Below are 14,267 nucleotides of genomic sequence, written 5' to 3'. Positions count from 1 at the left end.
GTGTCTGATGGACACCTTCGAGGAGGTTGAGATGCCCGTCACAGACGCAGTTCCAGCCGCTCCCACCAAGACCAGCGTGCGCCGAGCTGTCGCGGCCAGCACGGCCGGAAGCATCATCGAGTGGTACGACTTCCAGCTCTACGGCGTGGTCGCGGCCATCGTGTTGCCGACCGTGTTCTTCCCCCAGTCCAGCGTGTTCGCCGGCGTCCTGCTGTCGTTCTCCACGTTCTTCGTCGGCTTCATCGCGCGACCGCTCGGCGCCGTGATCTTCGGACACATGGGAGACCGCCTCGGCCGCAAGAAGGCCCTGGTCGCGACCCTGATGCTGATGGGCATGGGCACGGTCGGCATCGGTCTCACCCCCGGCTACGCCAGCGTCGGGGCGTTCGCCCCGCTGCTTCTGGCGCTGATGCGGGTCCTGCAGGGCTTCGGCGTCGGCGGCGAGTGGAGCGGCGCCGTGCTCGTGGCCGGCGAATCGGGCCGCAGCAGCCGCCAGGCACTGCTGACCAGCTTCCCCCAGGCCTCCGCCATGCTCGGAACGTCGCTCGCAACCGCCTCGGTGCTGCTGGTCGGTGGCCTCGCCGGCCCGGAGGCGTTCATCGAGTGGGCGTGGCGCGTCCCCTTCCTGGCCAGCGCGGCGCTCGTGCTCCTCGGGCTCTGGATGCGCACCGGGCTGTCGGAGACCTCGACGTTCACCGAGCTCCGCGAGAAGGGCGGCCTGGAGCGGGCACCCGTCCTCACAGCCGCCCGCTGGCACTGGCGCGCAATCGCACTCGGGGCGTTCCTCAAGGTCGGCGAGATGGCGCCGGTCTACGTCTTCGTGTCGTTCGTCTACACCTACGGTCGCAACGCCGGTGGCCTGAGCCAGACCACGTTGCTGGCGTCGGTGGCGGTGGCCGCCCTACTGTCGGCGCTGATCACACCGTTCATGGGACATCTCGGCGACCGCCTCGGCCCGATCCGGATCTACCTCGTCGGGGCGGCGCTGATGGCGGTGCAGTCCCTCGTCTACTTCGCTGCGATCAGCTCGGGGAACACCGTTCTGGCCGTCGGGGTGATCCTGGTCAGCCTGGTGCCCTATGCGCTGATGTTCGCCAACGAGGCCACCATCCTCACCGGCCTCTTCCCGGCCTCCGTCCGTTACTCCGGCAGCTCGCTCGCCTTCAACCTCGCCGGCATCCTCGGCGGCGGTCCCGCACCGTTCATCGCCGCGGCCCTGTACGGGACCACCGGGAGCTGGGTGTTGCTCTCGCTCTACCTGCTGGCCACCGTGCTGGTCGGCGCCGCGTCCGCAGTGCTCATCGCCCGCCGACAGAACCGGAGGAAGGTCGTCGCATGACACCACCGCCCACCGTCGCACGCCGCCCACTCCCCGCAGGGGGCAGCACGGCCGACATCCTGGTCCTCACCCCCGACGGGGGCCCGTTCGTCGCGGGCTCGGCGGCCGACCCGGCCGCCCGACCGGACGCCGCCGCGCACACCTACCCGCCGGGGCACGGATCACTCGCCGACCAGCTGGGCGGGCCCGACCCGAGCCTGGTCACCGAGACCGAGCGCGCGTTGGCCACGGCGTCGGACGGACGGATCGGAGGTCTGGCCGTCACGACGATCGGCTATCTCTCCCGTGCACAGCACCGCCTTGCCGCGGCCACCGGCCGGACCGTCGTGTCGTCCCCGCTGTTGGCGGTGCCGATGCTGCTGGCCGTTCTGCCGCCCGGGCGGCGCCTCCTGGTGGTCTACGCCCATCTGGGATACGCCGGACCCGACGACATCCCCGGCGTGCCGGCGGACCGGGCGGCCGACGTGCTCCGGGTCGGCCTGGAACACGAGGGACCCTTCCGCCGCGCCGTCCTGGACCGCACCGAGGCGTTCGACCATGCGGGGGTCGCGGCCCAGATCATCGACCTGCTGGACGTTCCCGACCTCGGCGCAGTGGTCCTCGAGTGCGGGGAGATGGCCGCGGTGGCCGACGCCGTCCGGGCGGCCACCCGCGTACCCGTGATCGACTACCACGCCCTGGTGGGCCTGTTCGCGGCGGCGACGGCGTAGTACCCCGGAACGGGGCGGTCCGGGAACTCCTATGCCAGTGGCCCGGTCCGGGCAGCCGCGATCACGACGATCACGTCCGCATCCGGCGCGCCGCGCAGTACGTGCTCGGTCGCGCCGGGGAACTGCGCGGAGTCCCCGGCCTCCAGCACAGTCGTCTCGCCGGCGAGCGTGAGCTCCAGGCGCCCCCCGACGACGTGGAGCCACTCTTCTCCCCCGTGCCGGACCGGACGCGGCGGCGTCGCCCGCGCCTTGAGCGACAGCCGAGTCGCCTCGATGATGTTTCCCGACACCGGGGGCGACAGGTGGATCAGCTCGGCGCCACCGGTGCCGTAGCGGGTCGCCTCCACACCCCGCAGAATCGGCGAGGCGTCGTGCGGTTCCTCTGCCAGGGCACCCACGCTGACGTCCAGCGCGCGGGCCAGCAGAACGAGCGTACCGATACTCGGTACCCGCTGACCGCTCTCGACCCGGGACAGATATCCGGGTGACAGATCGGCCGCCGCGGCCACCTTCTCGAGCGTCAGACCACGCTCGAGGCGTAGCGCCCGGAGCCGGCGGGTGATCCGCTGCTCCGCCTCTTCGACCGACCGGTTCATGTGCCCAGGGTATTTCGCCGTCCGCCCCGGCAACCGTCGCCGTCCGTCCCACGCCCGACCCCGAGCATGAACACCGGCACCGCTGACCCGCCCGGAGGCCGATCCCGGCGCCGTCCGGTGCGCGCGCAGATTCGTGCTCCGCGACACCTGGCCTCACTCAGCACGGCGATCTGGCCATGATCGACCCTTCCTCGGTCGTGGCTGACCTTGCCGCCGACGAGGAGCCGGTAGACGTGGAGCGCCCGCGGCGCCGGCCGGCGTACTCCGCCGCCGTCGAGACAGCACTGCGGCTGGCTCGCGACACTGCCGACGCGGTGCGCGCCCCGGTCGAACCTGGAGCTGATCCGAGAGCCGGATCTGGGGGTCGCGCTCACAGCTGAACCGATGACGCCGTGCAGCTGCAGCGACCGACCGGACGCGGGCACCGGGGCGGGCGGCTCCGGTTCCCGGGTGAAGTCCCGCGCTTGCTGCTGGGCGATCTGAAAGGGCAGAAACGCAGGAGGCTGACCTGCCTCGCTCTCGGGACCGCGTATCCTGTGCGGATAGGAGTCCTATCCAGGTGGGTGCATGACTGAACTGGACCACGATGCGGATCTCGACCGCAGGCTGGCCGACGCGCTCGAACGGCTGGGGAACGGCCTGCGCTCCCTGGCCCAGCGCACCGCACGGGGCCAGGGGTTGTCACCGCTGCAGCAGCAGGCTGTGCTCGCGCTGGCCCGGCAGCCGCAGGGACGTCGCGAGGTGGGGGCACTCGCCAAGGAGTTCGACGTCACGACCCCGACGATGGTCGACGCGATCGCGGCGCTGGAGCGCAAGGAGTTCGTGACCCGCTCCCCTACCACCGACGGCCGGCGGCGGGTGCTGTCGTTGACCGACGCCGGCGCTTCGGTCGCTCGTGAGCTGTCCACCTGGGACGACCCGCTGACGGCCGCGCTCGCCGCGACGCCGGTTGCCGATCGGGCGGCGACCTTGCAGACCGTGCTCGACGTGATCGGCCGGTTGCAGCAGGCGGGGGTGGTCGGGGTGATGCGGACGTGCACCGGGTGCCGGTTCTTCGGGCGCGACGTGCACCTCGATCCCGCCGCGCCCCACCACTGCAACCTGCTGCAGGCACCGTTGCCGCGCGCCGAACTGCGCACCGACTGCCCCGAACACGAACCGGCTCAGAGTGCGCCGTTTGCCTCGCAGGCCTTGCGGACACCTTCGCCGTAGGCGGCGTCGGCGCGGGTGCAGTTCGCGATGTGGCATTCGACCGTTTCCGGCCGGGCGCCCTTGATGGACCGGGCCGTGTTGTCGAACAGGACTTGTTGCTGCTCGGCCGACATCAGCCGGAACAGGTCGCCGGGGCTGGCGGAAGTAGTCCTCGTCGTCCTCGCGGAAGTCGTAGCGGCCGGCCACACCGGTCACCGGCAGCCCCGGTTCGGCGTAGCCGGGCTGCTGCGGCCACCGGCCGACTCCGTTCGGCTCGATCGGGGGCACTCCGCCGTGGTTGCCGTCCACGCGCATCGCCCCGTCGCGGTGGTAGGCGTTGACCAGCGCCGCCGCGCGCGGGTGGTTGACCGGGATCTGGTGGTGGTTGACCCCCAGGCGGTAGCGGGCAGCGTCACCGTAGGAGAACAGCCGGCCCTGCAGCATCCGGTCCGGGCTGACGGAGATCCCCGGCACCAGGTTGCCCGGTGAGAAAGCGGCCTGTTCGACATCGGCGAAGTAGTTGCCCGGATTCCGGTTCAGTTCCAACTCCCCGACCTCGACGAGCGGGTAGTCCTTCTTGCTCCACACCTTGGTGAGGTCGAACGGATGGAACCGGTAGTCCGCCGCGTCGTCTTCCGGCATGACCTGGACGTACAACGTCCACTTCGGATGATCGCCGCGTTCGACCGCCTCGTAGAGGTCGCGTTGATGGGACTCGCGGTCGCCACCGATGAGGGCGGCGGCCTGGTCGTCGGTGAGGTTCTCGATGCCCTGCTGCGTGCGGAAGTGGAACTTGACCCAGTGCCGGACACCGTCAGCGTTGATCATGCTGAACGTGTGCGAGCCGAAACCGTGCATGTGCCGGTAGGACTTCGGGATGCCCCGGTCGCTCATCACGATCGTGACCTGGTGCAGGGCTTCGGGCAAGCTGCTCCAGAATCCCCAGGTGTTCTCCGGGTTGCGCAGGTTGGTCCGCGGGTCGCGTTTGACCGCGTGGGCGAGATCGGGGAACTTCAGCGGGTCGCGGAAGAAGAACACCGGCGTGTTGTTGCCGACGACGTCCCAGTTCCCCTGCGTGGTGTAGAAGCGCACGGCGAAGCCGCGGATGTCCCGTTCCGCATCGGCGGCGCCGCGTTCCCCAGCGACGGTGGAGAACCGCACGAACGTCTCGCACGCGGTGCCGACCCCGGCGAACAGCGCGGCGCTGGTGTAGCGGGTGATGTCGTGGGTCACGGTGAACCTCCCGAACGCGCCCGAGCCCTTGGCGTGCATCCGCCGCTCGGGGACGACCTCACGATCGAAGTGCGCCAGCTTCTCCAGCAGCCACAGGTCCTGCAGCAGCACCGGCCCGCGCGGACCGGCGGTCGCGCTGTCCTGGTTGTCCGCGACCGGGGCACCCGCAGCCGTGGTCAGGGGCTCCCGGCCAGTGTCGTCGTGACGTGTCATCTTCCTTCTTCCTGGTGTGGGGATGCCGCGGGCGCCGCTTGGTCACCCGCAACGAGGACGCGCGCAACGCGGTAGGGGGGATCGACGATGTGCAGCTGCGTTCGACCCGCTTCACAGATAGGTAGGACTCCTAGCTAGATTGTGGCATGCTGGCGAAAGCGGCACAACAACCAGGAGGCATGGGTGAAGGCGGCAGTGATCCAGCACGTTCCCTTCGAAGGACCCGCCCTCATCGCGCCCGCCGTGGTCGCGGCCGGAGCCGAGGTGCGCGTGGTGCGAGTCGACCAGGGCCAGGCACTGCCGGACGCGGCTGAGCTCGACGTGTTGGTCGTCCTCGGCGGCCCGATGAGCGCGTCGGAGGAGACCCTGGCCGGAGAGCGGGAGCTGATCGCCGCGTGCGTCGAGCTCGGCCGTCCCGTGCTGGGTGTCTGCCTCGGTGCACAGCTGCTCGCGGCGGCATTGGGGGCCGAGGTGCGGCGCGGGCCGGAGGTCGAGGCCGGCGCGGGTTCGGTCCGGCTCGTCGCCGACGACCCGGTGCTGGGCGCGGCCGGGACCGACCTGCCCGTGCTGCACTGGCACGAGGACACCTTCGATCTGCCGGAAACCGGTGTCCTGCTGGCGAGTTCGGCCCGGTACCCGAACCAGGCGTTCCGCTGCGGAGTGTCGTACGGCTTCCAGTTCCACGTCGAGTTCGACGCCGACGCGCTCGACCGCGCCGCGCCGCACCTGCCCGCGGGCACCGTCGTCGAGCCGGCCGCGGCGCGGGCGGCGGCCGACGCGGGTACGGGGATCCTGCGCCGCTGGGCCGAACACGCCGTGGGCAGTGCGCGGTGAAGGTCCTCGCCGTCTCCGTCGGCACCGTCCGCCCGCTGCCGTGGCGCGGTCGCGCCCTGCTGTCGGGGATCCGTAAAGCCCCCGTCGACGGGCCGGTCGACGTCACTCCGCTCGGTCTGGCCGGCGACGAGCAAGGCGACCGGAAACACCACGGCGGTCCGGGCAGAGCGGTCCTGCTGTACCCGGCCGAGCACTACGCGGCCTGGGCACCGCTGCTCGGCCCGCTCGTCTGGCCCGCCTTCGGCGAGAACCTCACGACGACGGGACTGCTGGAGAGCGACGTCGTACTCGGTTCTGTCTACACCGTGGGGACCGTCGTGCTGCAGACCACCCAGCCGCGCCGCCCGTGCCACCGGCTCGCCGCGCACCACCGCGTCGACGACCTGGCCGTCCACATGCAGCGCACCGGTCGGACCGGCTTCTACGGTCGCGTGCTCGGGGCCGGCCACGTCGAGGCCGGCGATCGCATCGCTCTCGTGCAACGCCCACGCCACGGCATCACCGCCGCCGAAGCACACCGCGTCCTCAACGTCGACCGCGACGACCTGCCGGCCGCCCGGTACCTGCTCGACCACGCCGACGTGCTGCCCGACTCCTGGGCCGCGCTGCTGCGGCGCCGCCTCGACGGTCACCTCGACGACCAGATCGCCCGCCTCCACGGAAATTCCCCCGATACCGCGAAGGAAAGCAGATGAGCACACCCGCCCCGCCCTGGGCGACCACCGCCTGGTTCAACAGCGAGCCCCTCTCCCTGGCCGACCTTCGCGGCCGAGTGGTCGTGCTGGAGGCGTTCCAGATGCTCTGCCCCGGCTGCGTCAGCCACGGCCTGCCCCAGGTCACCCGGCTGGCCCGGACCTTCGGCGACGACCTCGCGACCATCGGGCTGCACACCGTGTTCGAGCACCACGAGGCCATGACCACGGTCGGGCTCAAGGCGTTCCTGGACGAATACCGGATCGGGTTCCCGGTGGGCGTCGACGCTCACGAAGGCAACGACCCCACACCGGTCACGTTCGCCCGCTACGGGCTGCGCGGCACACCGTCCACAGTGCTCATCGACCGCGACGGCGCCCTCCGGGCCCGCCACTTCGGCACGGTCGACGACATGACGCTGGCGGCGTCCGTCGCCCGCCTGCTGGATTCAGCGCCCGCCGGCGCCACTTCGACGCCCGTCTGCTCCATCGACGGCACTTGCAGTTGACCCGATCCCAAGGAGAGATCATGACCCGCATCGACCTCGTCGACCCCGACCAGGTAACCGACCAGCGCGCCGAAACGCTGGCGGAGATCAAGGGCGCCTTCGGCCTGGTGCCGAACATGTTCCGCGCCGTCGCCAACTCGCCCGCGGCCCTGACGAGCATGTGGTCCCAGTTCGGCGCACTCGGCAACGGCTCGCTCGGCGCCAAGATCGGCGAACAGATCGCCATCGCCGTCGCCGACCGCAACCGCTGCGACTACTGCCTGTCCGCGCACACCATGCTCGGCAGGAAGGCCGGCGCCACCACCGAGGAGATGACCGCGGCCCAGAGCGGCCGCTCCGACGACCCCCGCACCGACGCCGTCCTGAAGCTGGCCGCCGCGTTGGTGGACAAGCGCGGCCAGATCGACGAAACCGACCTGCAGGCCGCCCGTGGCGCGGGCCTCGGGCAGGAGGAGATCGTCGAGACGGTGGCGCACGTGGCGCTCAACGTGTTCACGAACTACATCAACGTGGCGCTGGACGTGCCGGTCGACTTCAAGCGGGTTTCCTTGACCAGCTGACAGCGGTGTGCCGGGCCCGCGAGGGGTGGGCCCGGCACCACCTACCGGGCCTCCGATGGCCGCGAACTCGAACAAGCCGCTCGCACCGGCGCAGACCGGCTCGGCTGCGGGGCGGTGCCGGAGACCGCGCAGGTCGCGGGGCGGTTCGGTGTCCTGTTCGCCGACATGGACGCCTCCGGCGCCGCCGAAGGGCCCGTCCAGGCGATCGCTGCATCCCGACAACGACGCGCCAGGTCGGTGCGTGATGCGCGGTGATTCATCGCGAGCTGGTGTCATTGCTGTCGCTCAAGCGATCGAGCAGCCGGAGCAGGACGGCGCTGGTCGCGGCGACCTCCTCCGGTCCGAGGCTGTCGAGCGCGGCGGCTTCGGCCTCGGTGGCGAGCGGCTCCGCGCGCAGCAGAGCGTCGCGTCCGGCGTCGGTCAGCGTCAGGACGAGAGGTTGACGCGGGCGGGTCGGGGCCTTGTCGATCAGGCCCGCCGCGAGGAGCCGTGCCACGAGAGTGTTCACCGCCTGCGGGGTGATGAGCAGGAGTCGGGCGAGATCGCTGCTGCTCAGCCACGGCCTGCGGGCGATGTGGGCCAGGGCGCTGAACTGGCGCAGGGTCAGTCCGACCTGGCCGACGGCCTTGTCGATCCGGCGTTCGAGGAGGTGCCCGACCTTCGCCATCAGATAGGTCAGGTGCGAATCGGGTCGCACGTCCAGCAGGTCGCCCCCCGGCGAGTCTTGCAACATGCTGCTAGTCTAGCAACATGTTGTAAGTCTGGGTGCGCGAGGGGAGAGCAAGCAGATGACCGACATCACCCGGGTCGCAGTGTTCGGTGCGAGCGGGCGCACGGGCCGGATCGTCGTCGACGAGCTGCTGGCCGCCGGCTACGAGGTCACGGCAGTGGTTCGCAACCCGGGAACCTTCGCGACGGACGCCCAGCGGGTCGTGCGTGCCGACGTGCGCGACGAAACGAGCGTGCGCGAGGCCGTCGCAGGCCACGACGCCGTCGTCTCGACGATCGGGTCCGGCCGCCGGCCCGACGGCTTGTACTCGGCGAGCGCGAAATCCTTGGTCTCAGCGTTGGAGGACGCGAACGTGAAGCGCCTCGTCGTGATCTCCTCCGGCGGCGCGCCCATCGACGATCCGGGATTACCCGTCTTCTTTCGTGCCGTGATCCGGCCACTGTTCTTCGGTGAGCTGTACGCCGACATGCGCGCGATGGAGGAGGTCGTCCGGGCGAGCTCGCTGGAGTGGACGCTGGTGCGGCCGGCCCGGCTGACCGACACCGCAGCCACAGGGAACTACCGAGTCGCTGACGGCACCAATCCGCGCGGCGGCGGGAAACTCAGCCGCGCCGATCTGGCCAGATTCGTTCTGACCACGCTCGAGGGCGATTCCTGGTCACGCGCAACACCCACGCTCGCACAGTAGCGAAAGGAGACACCATGGAATCGACCGACCACGACCGTGTCGACGCAATCGTCGAGAGCCTGGTCGCCGCATTCAACCGGCACGACCCGCACGGGTTCGCCGCCGACTTCACCGAGTCCGCGTCCTTCGTCGACGTGCTCGGCAGGCGCATGGCCGGCCGGCAGGGCATCGAAGCCGGCCACCGCTTCCCCCTCGGCGGCCCGCTCGCCGAAGCGACCCTGACGGTCGAAGGCCGCACCGACACCGTCGTCGCTCCCGACGTCGTGGTGGTCGACCTGGGCTGGCGCACCCGCGGCGGTCGCGGCGGCGACGGCCGCGCCGTCGGCGAACGCGTCGGGCTGCTCTCGTTGACCATGGCCCACAGCGACGGCGGTTGGCAGATCGCACTCGGCCACAACGTGGACTACACCAACGCCTTCGACCGCGCGACCGACGGCCCCGCACCAGGAACCCCCGGGGAAGTAGCCGTCACCGGCAACTGAGCTCACCGAGGTCCACGCCCTGGCCTTGCCGAGCTCATCTGCGAGGGCGACGGCGTCCTCAAGACACATCGCTGCGCCGGCTGCGAGTTGTGGTGTCGGGCAGTGAGCGGTGTTTCCGACGATCACCGATCTGCCACGCGACCAGGGTGCGGGAGGATGGTGTGGAACTTGGCCGAATCGACTTGGTCCGGGTGCTTGCTGTCGCCTCGGACTCGGTCCATGAAGCCACCGAGCTGGGCCGTGAGCCGCTGAGCGAGGTCCACTGAGCGGGTCACCCCGAGCTGGTCGCAGAGTTGGGCGTAGGCGCGGAAGGTGTAGACCGAGCCGTGGCCGGAGTGGAGGATCGCCCCGGCAAGATTCGGGCGACCGCAGCAGAGCCGTCGTCGCCCAGCATCGTTGGCTGGTCTGATCCTGCCGGGCTCCGGGACCCGGTGATGCTCAGTGCTGCAGGACCGAAGTACCACCAGTCCGCCGAAGGGCCCGTCGACCTTGTGCCGTGCGTCCCTGCCGGGCGCCCCGGCTCGCGACCAGGCTGGATCCGGTCAGGAAGGAAGTGGAGAAGATGAGGTTCACCTGGAAGGACACCACCGCCGCGGGCGTGCTCGCGCTCGCACTCGGCGTCGCCGCGATGTGGACCGAGTACCAGACCCTGTTGGCAGCGTTCGTGATCGCGATCTTGATCACGTGGGCACTCGGCATCCTGATCCACACCGAGGCCCTGCCCGCCACACGGTGGGAAGGGCACGTGCACCAGCACTCCTGACGCACGAGGGAGGCCGTCGACGCCGGTCCGGCAGCCGGGTCGACGGCCTCCTGCCGCAGTCCATGCCAAGGGATCGGAGCCCGCCATGAGCATCGACGACGACCAGCGTGCTGCCGACCACGCTGGGCCCGAGGACCTGCGGGGACGCGCGATTGCCCGACTGAAGCGCAAAGCCGACTTCGCCCGGCATGTGATGGTCTATCTCGCCATCAACGCGTTCATCGTGCTGATCTGGTCGTGGACGAACGTCGGGTTCTTCTGGCCCATCTTCCCCATGTTCTTCTGGGGGACCGGGCTGCTCGCCCACGCCTGGGAGACCTACCGCCCCGAGCACCCGAGCGAGGACCGCGTTCGGCGCGAGATGGACCGTCTGCGTCGCAACGGCGGGGACTGACCCGCAGCGCGTCGGTGACGTCGGCCCGTGGCAACGTGATCGGGTAAGGGCGACAAGCGGTTCATGGGTGCCACAGCGCTGCGCGTGCGGTCTTCCGCGAGACCGCTGTCACGCGCCCGCTGTCTTCGCCGGGTCTTCGCGCTCGTGGCGGTGCGCGGTCCCGTCGGCCACGCGGTCGTCGAGAGCAGCGACCTGAGACCCGTCACCAGCCTCAGTCCGGTCTCGTCACCGTGGACGTTCGGCCCTGGTCCGCACACGCCTTGCGGAGCAGACTCCCCTGACCTACGCAGGAGAGGACGGACCCGTGGACGGAGTGCAGCGATGGACGGTCGTGATCGACATCCGCCGCGTCGAGAGCATCACCCACGCCGAGGCGCACCTGCACCAGCGCGACGCCGACCACCTCACAGGGCAGGGCACCGTCATCGGGGAGATGACCGACGAACGGGCACCGCGCATCGGCGAGGCCTTGGCCACCGCCCGTACGCTGACCGACCTGGCCGAGCACCTGCGACGGACCGCCACCGAGCACGTCACCGGACCGGTCCGGCCGCTGCGGTGACACCCCTGCAACGGCCCGGGACGACCGTGCTCGCACTCAACGCCGGATCGGCGACCCTGAAGTACCGGCTGGACCGCGCGGGTGAGGTGCTGGCGGCCGGCCAGGTCGAACGCATCGGGGACGCGCGCGCCCAGCTCGCGCGGCGCGGGCGCGACGGCGAGGCCGACCACGAGGTGATCGGACCGGTGCCCGACGTCGCGACGGCGGTCCGGCTGGTGCTCGCCATGCTGCCGGGCGCGCCGCTGCACGCCGTCGGGCACCGGATCGTCCACGGCGGCGACCGGTTCACCGCGCCGGCGGTGCTCGACGATCGCGCGCTGGTCCACCTCCGGGAGCTCGCGCCACTGGCGCCGCTGCACAACCCGGCGGCCGTGAGCGGGATCGAGGCCGCCCGCGAGGCGTTCCCGGGGGTGCCGCAGATCGGCGTCTTCGACACAGCCCTGCACGCAGGCATGCCCGTGCCGGCCCACCGGTACTCCCTTCCCGCGGACATCACCGCTGCGCACCGGATCCGCCGCTACGGCTTCCACGGCATCTCGCACGGCTACGTCGCCCGCCGGACCGCGGAGCACCTCGGGCGCTCGCTCGGCGAGCTGTGCCTGGTCACCCTGCACCTCGGCAACGGGGCCAGCGCGGCGGCCATCCACAGCGGCCGGTCGATCGACACGTCCATGGGGCTGACCCCGCTATCCGGGTTGATCATGGGCACCCGGGGCGGCGACGTCGACGCCGGTGTCGTGTTCCACCTGCACCGCGCTGCCGGCCTGTCGATCGAGGAGATCGAAGACCTGCTGACCCACGGAAGCGGCCTGAAGGGGCTTGCCGGCGTCTCCGACATGCGCGACGTCCACCGACGCGCAGCCGCGGGGGACGGGCATGCGATCGAGGCGATCGAGACCTATTGCTACCGGATCCGCTGCTGCGTGGGTGCCTACGCGGCCGCGCTCGGCCGGCTGGACGGCATCGTCTTCACCGCCGGGATCGGCGAGCACGACCCGGAGGTCCGTGCGCGCGTCTGCGCCGGCCTCGCGGGATTCGGCGTTCGGCTGGACACGGCGCGCAATGCGGCGGCGACCGCGCTCACGCAGCCACGGACGATCTCCGCTGACGGCAGCCCGGTGGCGGTCACGGTGGTTCCGACGGACGAGGAGGCCGAGATCGTCACCCGCGCCCGGGAGGTCCTGGCCAGCGCCGGAGGACCGGTCCCGGGCGTGGTCACGGCACCGGCGAGGCGCCTCCGGTAGCGCGGCCCGGCTCACCGGAACGACGAGCCGCCCGGTCGTCGGGCAGCGTCAGGGTCGCAGCGCCTCCCCGGAGCCGCCCCGCAGGACGTCCAAGCGGTCGCGGTACTCCTGGGCATCGATCTCACCCGAGGCGAACCGGTGAGCCAGTACCTCCTCCGGTGCAGCGTCCCGCGGCACCGGCGGCGGCTGCGCTGCCCCACCGGCACCCGACGCGCCCCGACGGCCCATCACGACCAGTGCGACGACGACCAGCACCCACGGCAGGACACCGCCGGCGATCATCAGCACCCAACCCCACCCGCCCATTCCCGGGCCGTACCACCACATCATCTCCGCCACCTCCCGACCAGCCGGCCGACAACCGGCCTTCCGAGTCCCTCCATCGTGGTCCCGGACGGGTTCGTCCCACCTCGGCCGACGGTCCCGGTGAGCGCAGCCGAACGTCCCGACACGGCAGCGACACGGCAGCGACACGGCAGCACAGCGCGTCCCGAGGGCGTCCGTCGTCCGACGGACGCAGGTCCATCGCCCGGGCGCGCGGCGCATGCGGTCCTCGGGCCGTCACGACGATGAGAGCTGCGGTCGTGCCCGCGCTGGGAGCCCGCCTGGAGGTCGGCGACCTGCCGATCCCCCGGCCGGGACCCGGCCAGGTACTGGTCCGTATGGAGGCCAGCGGGATCTGCCACACCGACATCCACGCCGCCCGCGGCGACTGGCCGGTCAAGCTGCCGTTCCCGTACCGGCAGCGGTGTCGCCGTTCGACGCAGCCCCGCTGACGTGCGCCGGCGTAACCACGTACAGCGCGATCAAGGCGGCGGCGGTCGTCCCGGGTGAGCGCATCGGGGTGTTCGGCATCGGCGGGCTCGGCCATCTGGCCGTGCAGTACGCACGTCTCGTCGGCGGGGTCGTGGTGGGTGTGGACGTGGAGGAGCCGAAGCTGGCGCTCGCCACGGAGCTCGGTGCGGACGCAACGGTCGACGCTCGCGCGGGCGATCCGGTCGCCGCGATGCGCGATCTCGGCGGTCTACGACCCTTCTCGCCGTCCTCACGCACGGCCCGCTCGGCTTCGAGCAGGCGGCGAATCAACTGCGGGCGAGTCCGCGGCCCGGTCCGCGCGGCCATTCCTGCGCGGCAGCCGTTCTCGACCGGTACGGGAAGCGACGGTGCCGGGCGGCGAGGATGCCGAGCGTGAGGGCGGCCGCGGCGAGCGCTGCACCGCCCGTGCCCTGCCTGGCCACGAGCAGGCACAGCTGGGCTGCCGATCCTGCCACCAGCGCGGTGGCGTCGTAGAGGAACCGTTGCGCGTTGCCCGTCCTGCAGCGCAGCCGGCGGGCAAGACGCGGGCTGGACCGCGCGAACTCCTGCTCGATCTCGCCGAGGATCCTGTGGTCACGCTCGCTCAGCATCTGCGGCTCCCTTCGCCCGGCCCACACCGTGCGCCGTCCCGCGCGCCGGATCCAGTGGCGACCTGCCCCTGCTGCAGGGGCGCTCGGACGGGGGACCACGGTCCAACGACCCTGTCCCGGT

Annotated in this window: 19 protein-coding genes and 1 pseudogene; 15 read left to right on the top strand and 5 right to left on the bottom strand. The window is 71.2% G+C overall.

Annotation, left to right across the window (positions count from 1 at the left end):
• Positions 1 to 31: 31 nt before the first annotated feature.
• Together ACQEVB_RS39165 and ACQEVB_RS39160 are read left to right on the top strand one after the other, a co-directional pair.
• The gene (locus ACQEVB_RS39165; protein ID WP_432984452.1) at positions 32 to 1,339 is read left to right on the top strand and encodes an MFS transporter; all 1,308 of its coding nucleotides are present in this window, start codon (positions 32 to 34) and stop codon (positions 1,337 to 1,339) included.
• On the top strand, positions 1,336 to 2,049 hold the full coding sequence (locus ACQEVB_RS39160) for a hypothetical protein (protein ID WP_432984449.1): 714 nt from the start codon (positions 1,336 to 1,338) through the stop codon (positions 2,047 to 2,049). Before ACQEVB_RS39165 ends, ACQEVB_RS39160 begins: the two co-directional genes overlap by 4 nt.
• Positions 2,050 to 2,078: 29 nt before the next feature.
• Here ACQEVB_RS39160 and ACQEVB_RS39155 read toward each other — a convergent pair whose 3' ends face one another.
• Positions 2,079 to 2,645 (bottom strand): helix-turn-helix domain-containing protein, encoded by a 567-nt coding sequence (locus ACQEVB_RS39155; protein ID WP_432984446.1) that lies wholly within the window; start codon positions 2,643 to 2,645, stop codon positions 2,079 to 2,081.
• Between the two features lie 567 nt (positions 2,646 to 3,212).
• On the opposite strand from ACQEVB_RS39155, the gene ACQEVB_RS39150 reads away from it, so the two are divergent.
• On the top strand, positions 3,213 to 3,857 hold the full coding sequence (locus ACQEVB_RS39150; RefSeq protein ID WP_432984443.1) for a MarR family winged helix-turn-helix transcriptional regulator: 645 nt from the start codon (positions 3,213 to 3,215) through the stop codon (positions 3,855 to 3,857).
• On the opposite strand, the pseudogene ACQEVB_RS39145 reads toward ACQEVB_RS39150, so the two are convergent.
• Positions 3,809 to 5,282 (bottom strand): annotated as a pseudogene (locus ACQEVB_RS39145) (catalase). The gene ACQEVB_RS39150 and the pseudogene ACQEVB_RS39145 sit on opposite strands and share 49 nt — an antisense overlap.
• Before the next feature lie 183 nt (positions 5,283 to 5,465).
• On the opposite strand from ACQEVB_RS39145, the gene ACQEVB_RS39140 reads away from it, so the two are divergent.
• From ACQEVB_RS39140 to ACQEVB_RS39125, 4 genes are read left to right on the top strand one after another with little or no spacing between them, the layout of a single operon-like run.
• The gene (locus ACQEVB_RS39140; RefSeq protein ID WP_432984440.1) at positions 5,466 to 6,116 is read left to right on the top strand and encodes a type 1 glutamine amidotransferase; all 651 of its coding nucleotides are present in this window, start codon (positions 5,466 to 5,468) and stop codon (positions 6,114 to 6,116) included.
• Positions 6,113 to 6,811 (top strand): MOSC domain-containing protein, encoded by a 699-nt coding sequence (locus ACQEVB_RS39135; protein ID WP_432984437.1) that lies wholly within the window; start codon positions 6,113 to 6,115, stop codon positions 6,809 to 6,811. The genes ACQEVB_RS39140 and ACQEVB_RS39135 overlap by 4 nt, the downstream gene beginning before the upstream one ends.
• A complete protein-coding gene (locus tag ACQEVB_RS39130) occupies positions 6,808 to 7,317 on the top strand; it encodes a peroxiredoxin family protein (RefSeq protein WP_432984434.1) in 510 nt (169 codons plus the stop codon). The genes ACQEVB_RS39135 and ACQEVB_RS39130 overlap by 4 nt, the downstream gene beginning before the upstream one ends.
• 20 nt (positions 7,318 to 7,337) lie before the next feature.
• Positions 7,338 to 7,877 (top strand): carboxymuconolactone decarboxylase family protein, encoded by a 540-nt coding sequence (locus ACQEVB_RS39125; RefSeq protein WP_432984431.1) that lies wholly within the window; start codon positions 7,338 to 7,340, stop codon positions 7,875 to 7,877.
• Positions 7,878 to 8,133: 256 nt separating this feature from the next.
• Here the strand turns inward: ACQEVB_RS39125 and ACQEVB_RS39120 are convergent, their stop codons facing one another.
• Positions 8,134 to 8,610 carry a MarR family winged helix-turn-helix transcriptional regulator gene (locus ACQEVB_RS39120; protein ID WP_432984428.1) on the bottom strand — a complete coding sequence of 159 codons (477 nt, stop codon included), beginning with the start codon at positions 8,608 to 8,610 and terminating at the stop codon, positions 8,134 to 8,136.
• A 55-nt stretch (positions 8,611 to 8,665) separates the two neighbouring features.
• Between ACQEVB_RS39120 and ACQEVB_RS39115 the strand changes: the two genes are divergently transcribed.
• The 6 genes from ACQEVB_RS39115 to ACQEVB_RS39090 all read left to right on the top strand — a co-directional run bounded on the left by ACQEVB_RS39115 (position 8,666) and on the right by ACQEVB_RS39090 (position 12,740).
• A complete protein-coding gene (locus ACQEVB_RS39115) occupies positions 8,666 to 9,295 on the top strand; it encodes an NAD(P)-dependent oxidoreductase (RefSeq protein ID WP_432984425.1) in 630 nt (209 codons plus the stop codon).
• Positions 9,296 to 9,309: 14 nt separating this feature from the next.
• Complete coding sequence (locus ACQEVB_RS39110; protein WP_432984422.1) at positions 9,310 to 9,777, top strand: SgcJ/EcaC family oxidoreductase; 468 nt, start codon at positions 9,310 to 9,312, stop codon at positions 9,775 to 9,777.
• A gap of 562 nt (positions 9,778 to 10,339) precedes the next feature.
• On the top strand, positions 10,340 to 10,540 hold the full coding sequence (locus tag ACQEVB_RS39105; protein ID WP_432984419.1) for a hypothetical protein: 201 nt from the start codon (positions 10,340 to 10,342) through the stop codon (positions 10,538 to 10,540).
• 85 nt (positions 10,541 to 10,625) lie between these two features.
• Positions 10,626 to 10,934 carry a 2TM domain-containing protein gene (locus ACQEVB_RS39100; protein ID WP_432984416.1) on the top strand — a complete coding sequence of 103 codons (309 nt, stop codon included), beginning with the start codon at positions 10,626 to 10,628 and terminating at the stop codon, positions 10,932 to 10,934.
• A 304-nt stretch (positions 10,935 to 11,238) separates the two neighbouring features.
• Positions 11,239 to 11,496, top strand: coding sequence for a dsRBD fold-containing protein (locus ACQEVB_RS39095; protein WP_432984413.1), 258 nt, complete (start codon positions 11,239 to 11,241; stop codon positions 11,494 to 11,496).
• Between the two features lie 26 nt (positions 11,497 to 11,522).
• On the top strand, positions 11,523 to 12,740 hold the full coding sequence (locus ACQEVB_RS39090) for an acetate/propionate family kinase (RefSeq protein ID WP_432984410.1): 1,218 nt from the start codon (positions 11,523 to 11,525) through the stop codon (positions 12,738 to 12,740).
• 48 nt (positions 12,741 to 12,788) lie between these two features.
• Here ACQEVB_RS39090 and ACQEVB_RS39085 read toward each other — a convergent pair whose 3' ends face one another.
• Positions 12,789 to 13,070, bottom strand: a complete 282-nt coding sequence (locus tag ACQEVB_RS39085; protein WP_432984407.1) for an SHOCT domain-containing protein — start codon at positions 13,068 to 13,070, stop codon at positions 12,789 to 12,791.
• 254 nt (positions 13,071 to 13,324) lie between these two features.
• Here ACQEVB_RS39085 and ACQEVB_RS39080 point away from each other — a divergent pair, with 254 nt between their 5' ends.
• Together ACQEVB_RS39080 and ACQEVB_RS39075 are read left to right on the top strand one after the other, a co-directional pair.
• Positions 13,325 to 13,516, top strand: a complete 192-nt coding sequence (locus ACQEVB_RS39080; protein ID WP_432984404.1) for an alcohol dehydrogenase catalytic domain-containing protein — start codon at positions 13,325 to 13,327, stop codon at positions 13,514 to 13,516.
• Positions 13,489 to 13,932, top strand: coding sequence for a zinc-binding dehydrogenase (locus ACQEVB_RS39075; protein ID WP_432984401.1), 444 nt, complete (start codon positions 13,489 to 13,491; stop codon positions 13,930 to 13,932). The genes ACQEVB_RS39080 and ACQEVB_RS39075 overlap by 28 nt, the downstream gene beginning before the upstream one ends.
• Here ACQEVB_RS39075 and ACQEVB_RS39070 read toward each other — a convergent pair.
• Positions 13,823 to 14,146 carry a DUF3040 domain-containing protein gene (locus ACQEVB_RS39070; RefSeq protein ID WP_432984398.1) on the bottom strand — a complete coding sequence of 108 codons (324 nt, stop codon included), beginning with the start codon at positions 14,144 to 14,146 and terminating at the stop codon, positions 13,823 to 13,825. The two genes, ACQEVB_RS39075 and ACQEVB_RS39070, sit on opposite strands and share 110 nt — an antisense overlap.
• Positions 14,147 to 14,267: the final 121 nt, after the last annotated feature.

The sequence above is a fragment of the Pseudonocardia sp. CA-107938 genome (genome assembly GCF_050936315.1).
Classification (GTDB): domain Bacteria; phylum Actinomycetota; class Actinomycetes; order Mycobacteriales; family Pseudonocardiaceae; genus Pseudonocardia.
The sequence above is the reverse complement of the archived record's forward strand: the minus strand, read 5'-3'. Positions and strand labels throughout refer to the sequence as shown.

Excerpts from the sequence above, each read along its gene's own strand:
- ACQEVB_RS39165 (WP_432984452.1), top strand. The coding sequence starts at position 32 with ATGCCCGTCACAGACGCAGTTCCAGCCGCTCCCACCAAGACCAGCGTG.
- ACQEVB_RS39160 (WP_432984449.1), top strand. The coding sequence starts at position 1,336 with ATGACACCACCGCCCACCGTCGCACGCCGCCCACTCCCCGCAGGGGGC.
- ACQEVB_RS39155 (WP_432984446.1), bottom strand. The coding sequence starts at position 2,645 with ATGAACCGGTCGGTCGAAGAGGCGGAGCAGCGGATCACCCGCCGGCTC.
- ACQEVB_RS39150 (WP_432984443.1), top strand. The coding sequence starts at position 3,213 with ATGACTGAACTGGACCACGATGCGGATCTCGACCGCAGGCTGGCCGAC.
- ACQEVB_RS39130 (WP_432984434.1), top strand. The coding sequence starts at position 6,808 with ATGAGCACACCCGCCCCGCCCTGGGCGACCACCGCCTGGTTCAACAGC.
- ACQEVB_RS39125 (WP_432984431.1), top strand. The coding sequence starts at position 7,338 with ATGACCCGCATCGACCTCGTCGACCCCGACCAGGTAACCGACCAGCGC.
- ACQEVB_RS39120 (WP_432984428.1), bottom strand. The coding sequence starts at position 8,610 with ATGTTGCAAGACTCGCCGGGGGGCGACCTGCTGGACGTGCGACCCGAT.
- ACQEVB_RS39115 (WP_432984425.1), top strand. The coding sequence starts at position 8,666 with ATGACCGACATCACCCGGGTCGCAGTGTTCGGTGCGAGCGGGCGCACG.
- ACQEVB_RS39110 (WP_432984422.1), top strand. The coding sequence starts at position 9,310 with ATGGAATCGACCGACCACGACCGTGTCGACGCAATCGTCGAGAGCCTG.
- ACQEVB_RS39105 (WP_432984419.1), top strand. The coding sequence starts at position 10,340 with ATGAGGTTCACCTGGAAGGACACCACCGCCGCGGGCGTGCTCGCGCTC.
- ACQEVB_RS39100 (WP_432984416.1), top strand. The coding sequence starts at position 10,626 with ATGAGCATCGACGACGACCAGCGTGCTGCCGACCACGCTGGGCCCGAG.
- ACQEVB_RS39085 (WP_432984407.1), bottom strand. The coding sequence starts at position 13,070 with ATGATGTGGTGGTACGGCCCGGGAATGGGCGGGTGGGGTTGGGTGCTG.
- ACQEVB_RS39070 (WP_432984398.1), bottom strand. The coding sequence starts at position 14,146 with ATGCTGAGCGAGCGTGACCACAGGATCCTCGGCGAGATCGAGCAGGAG.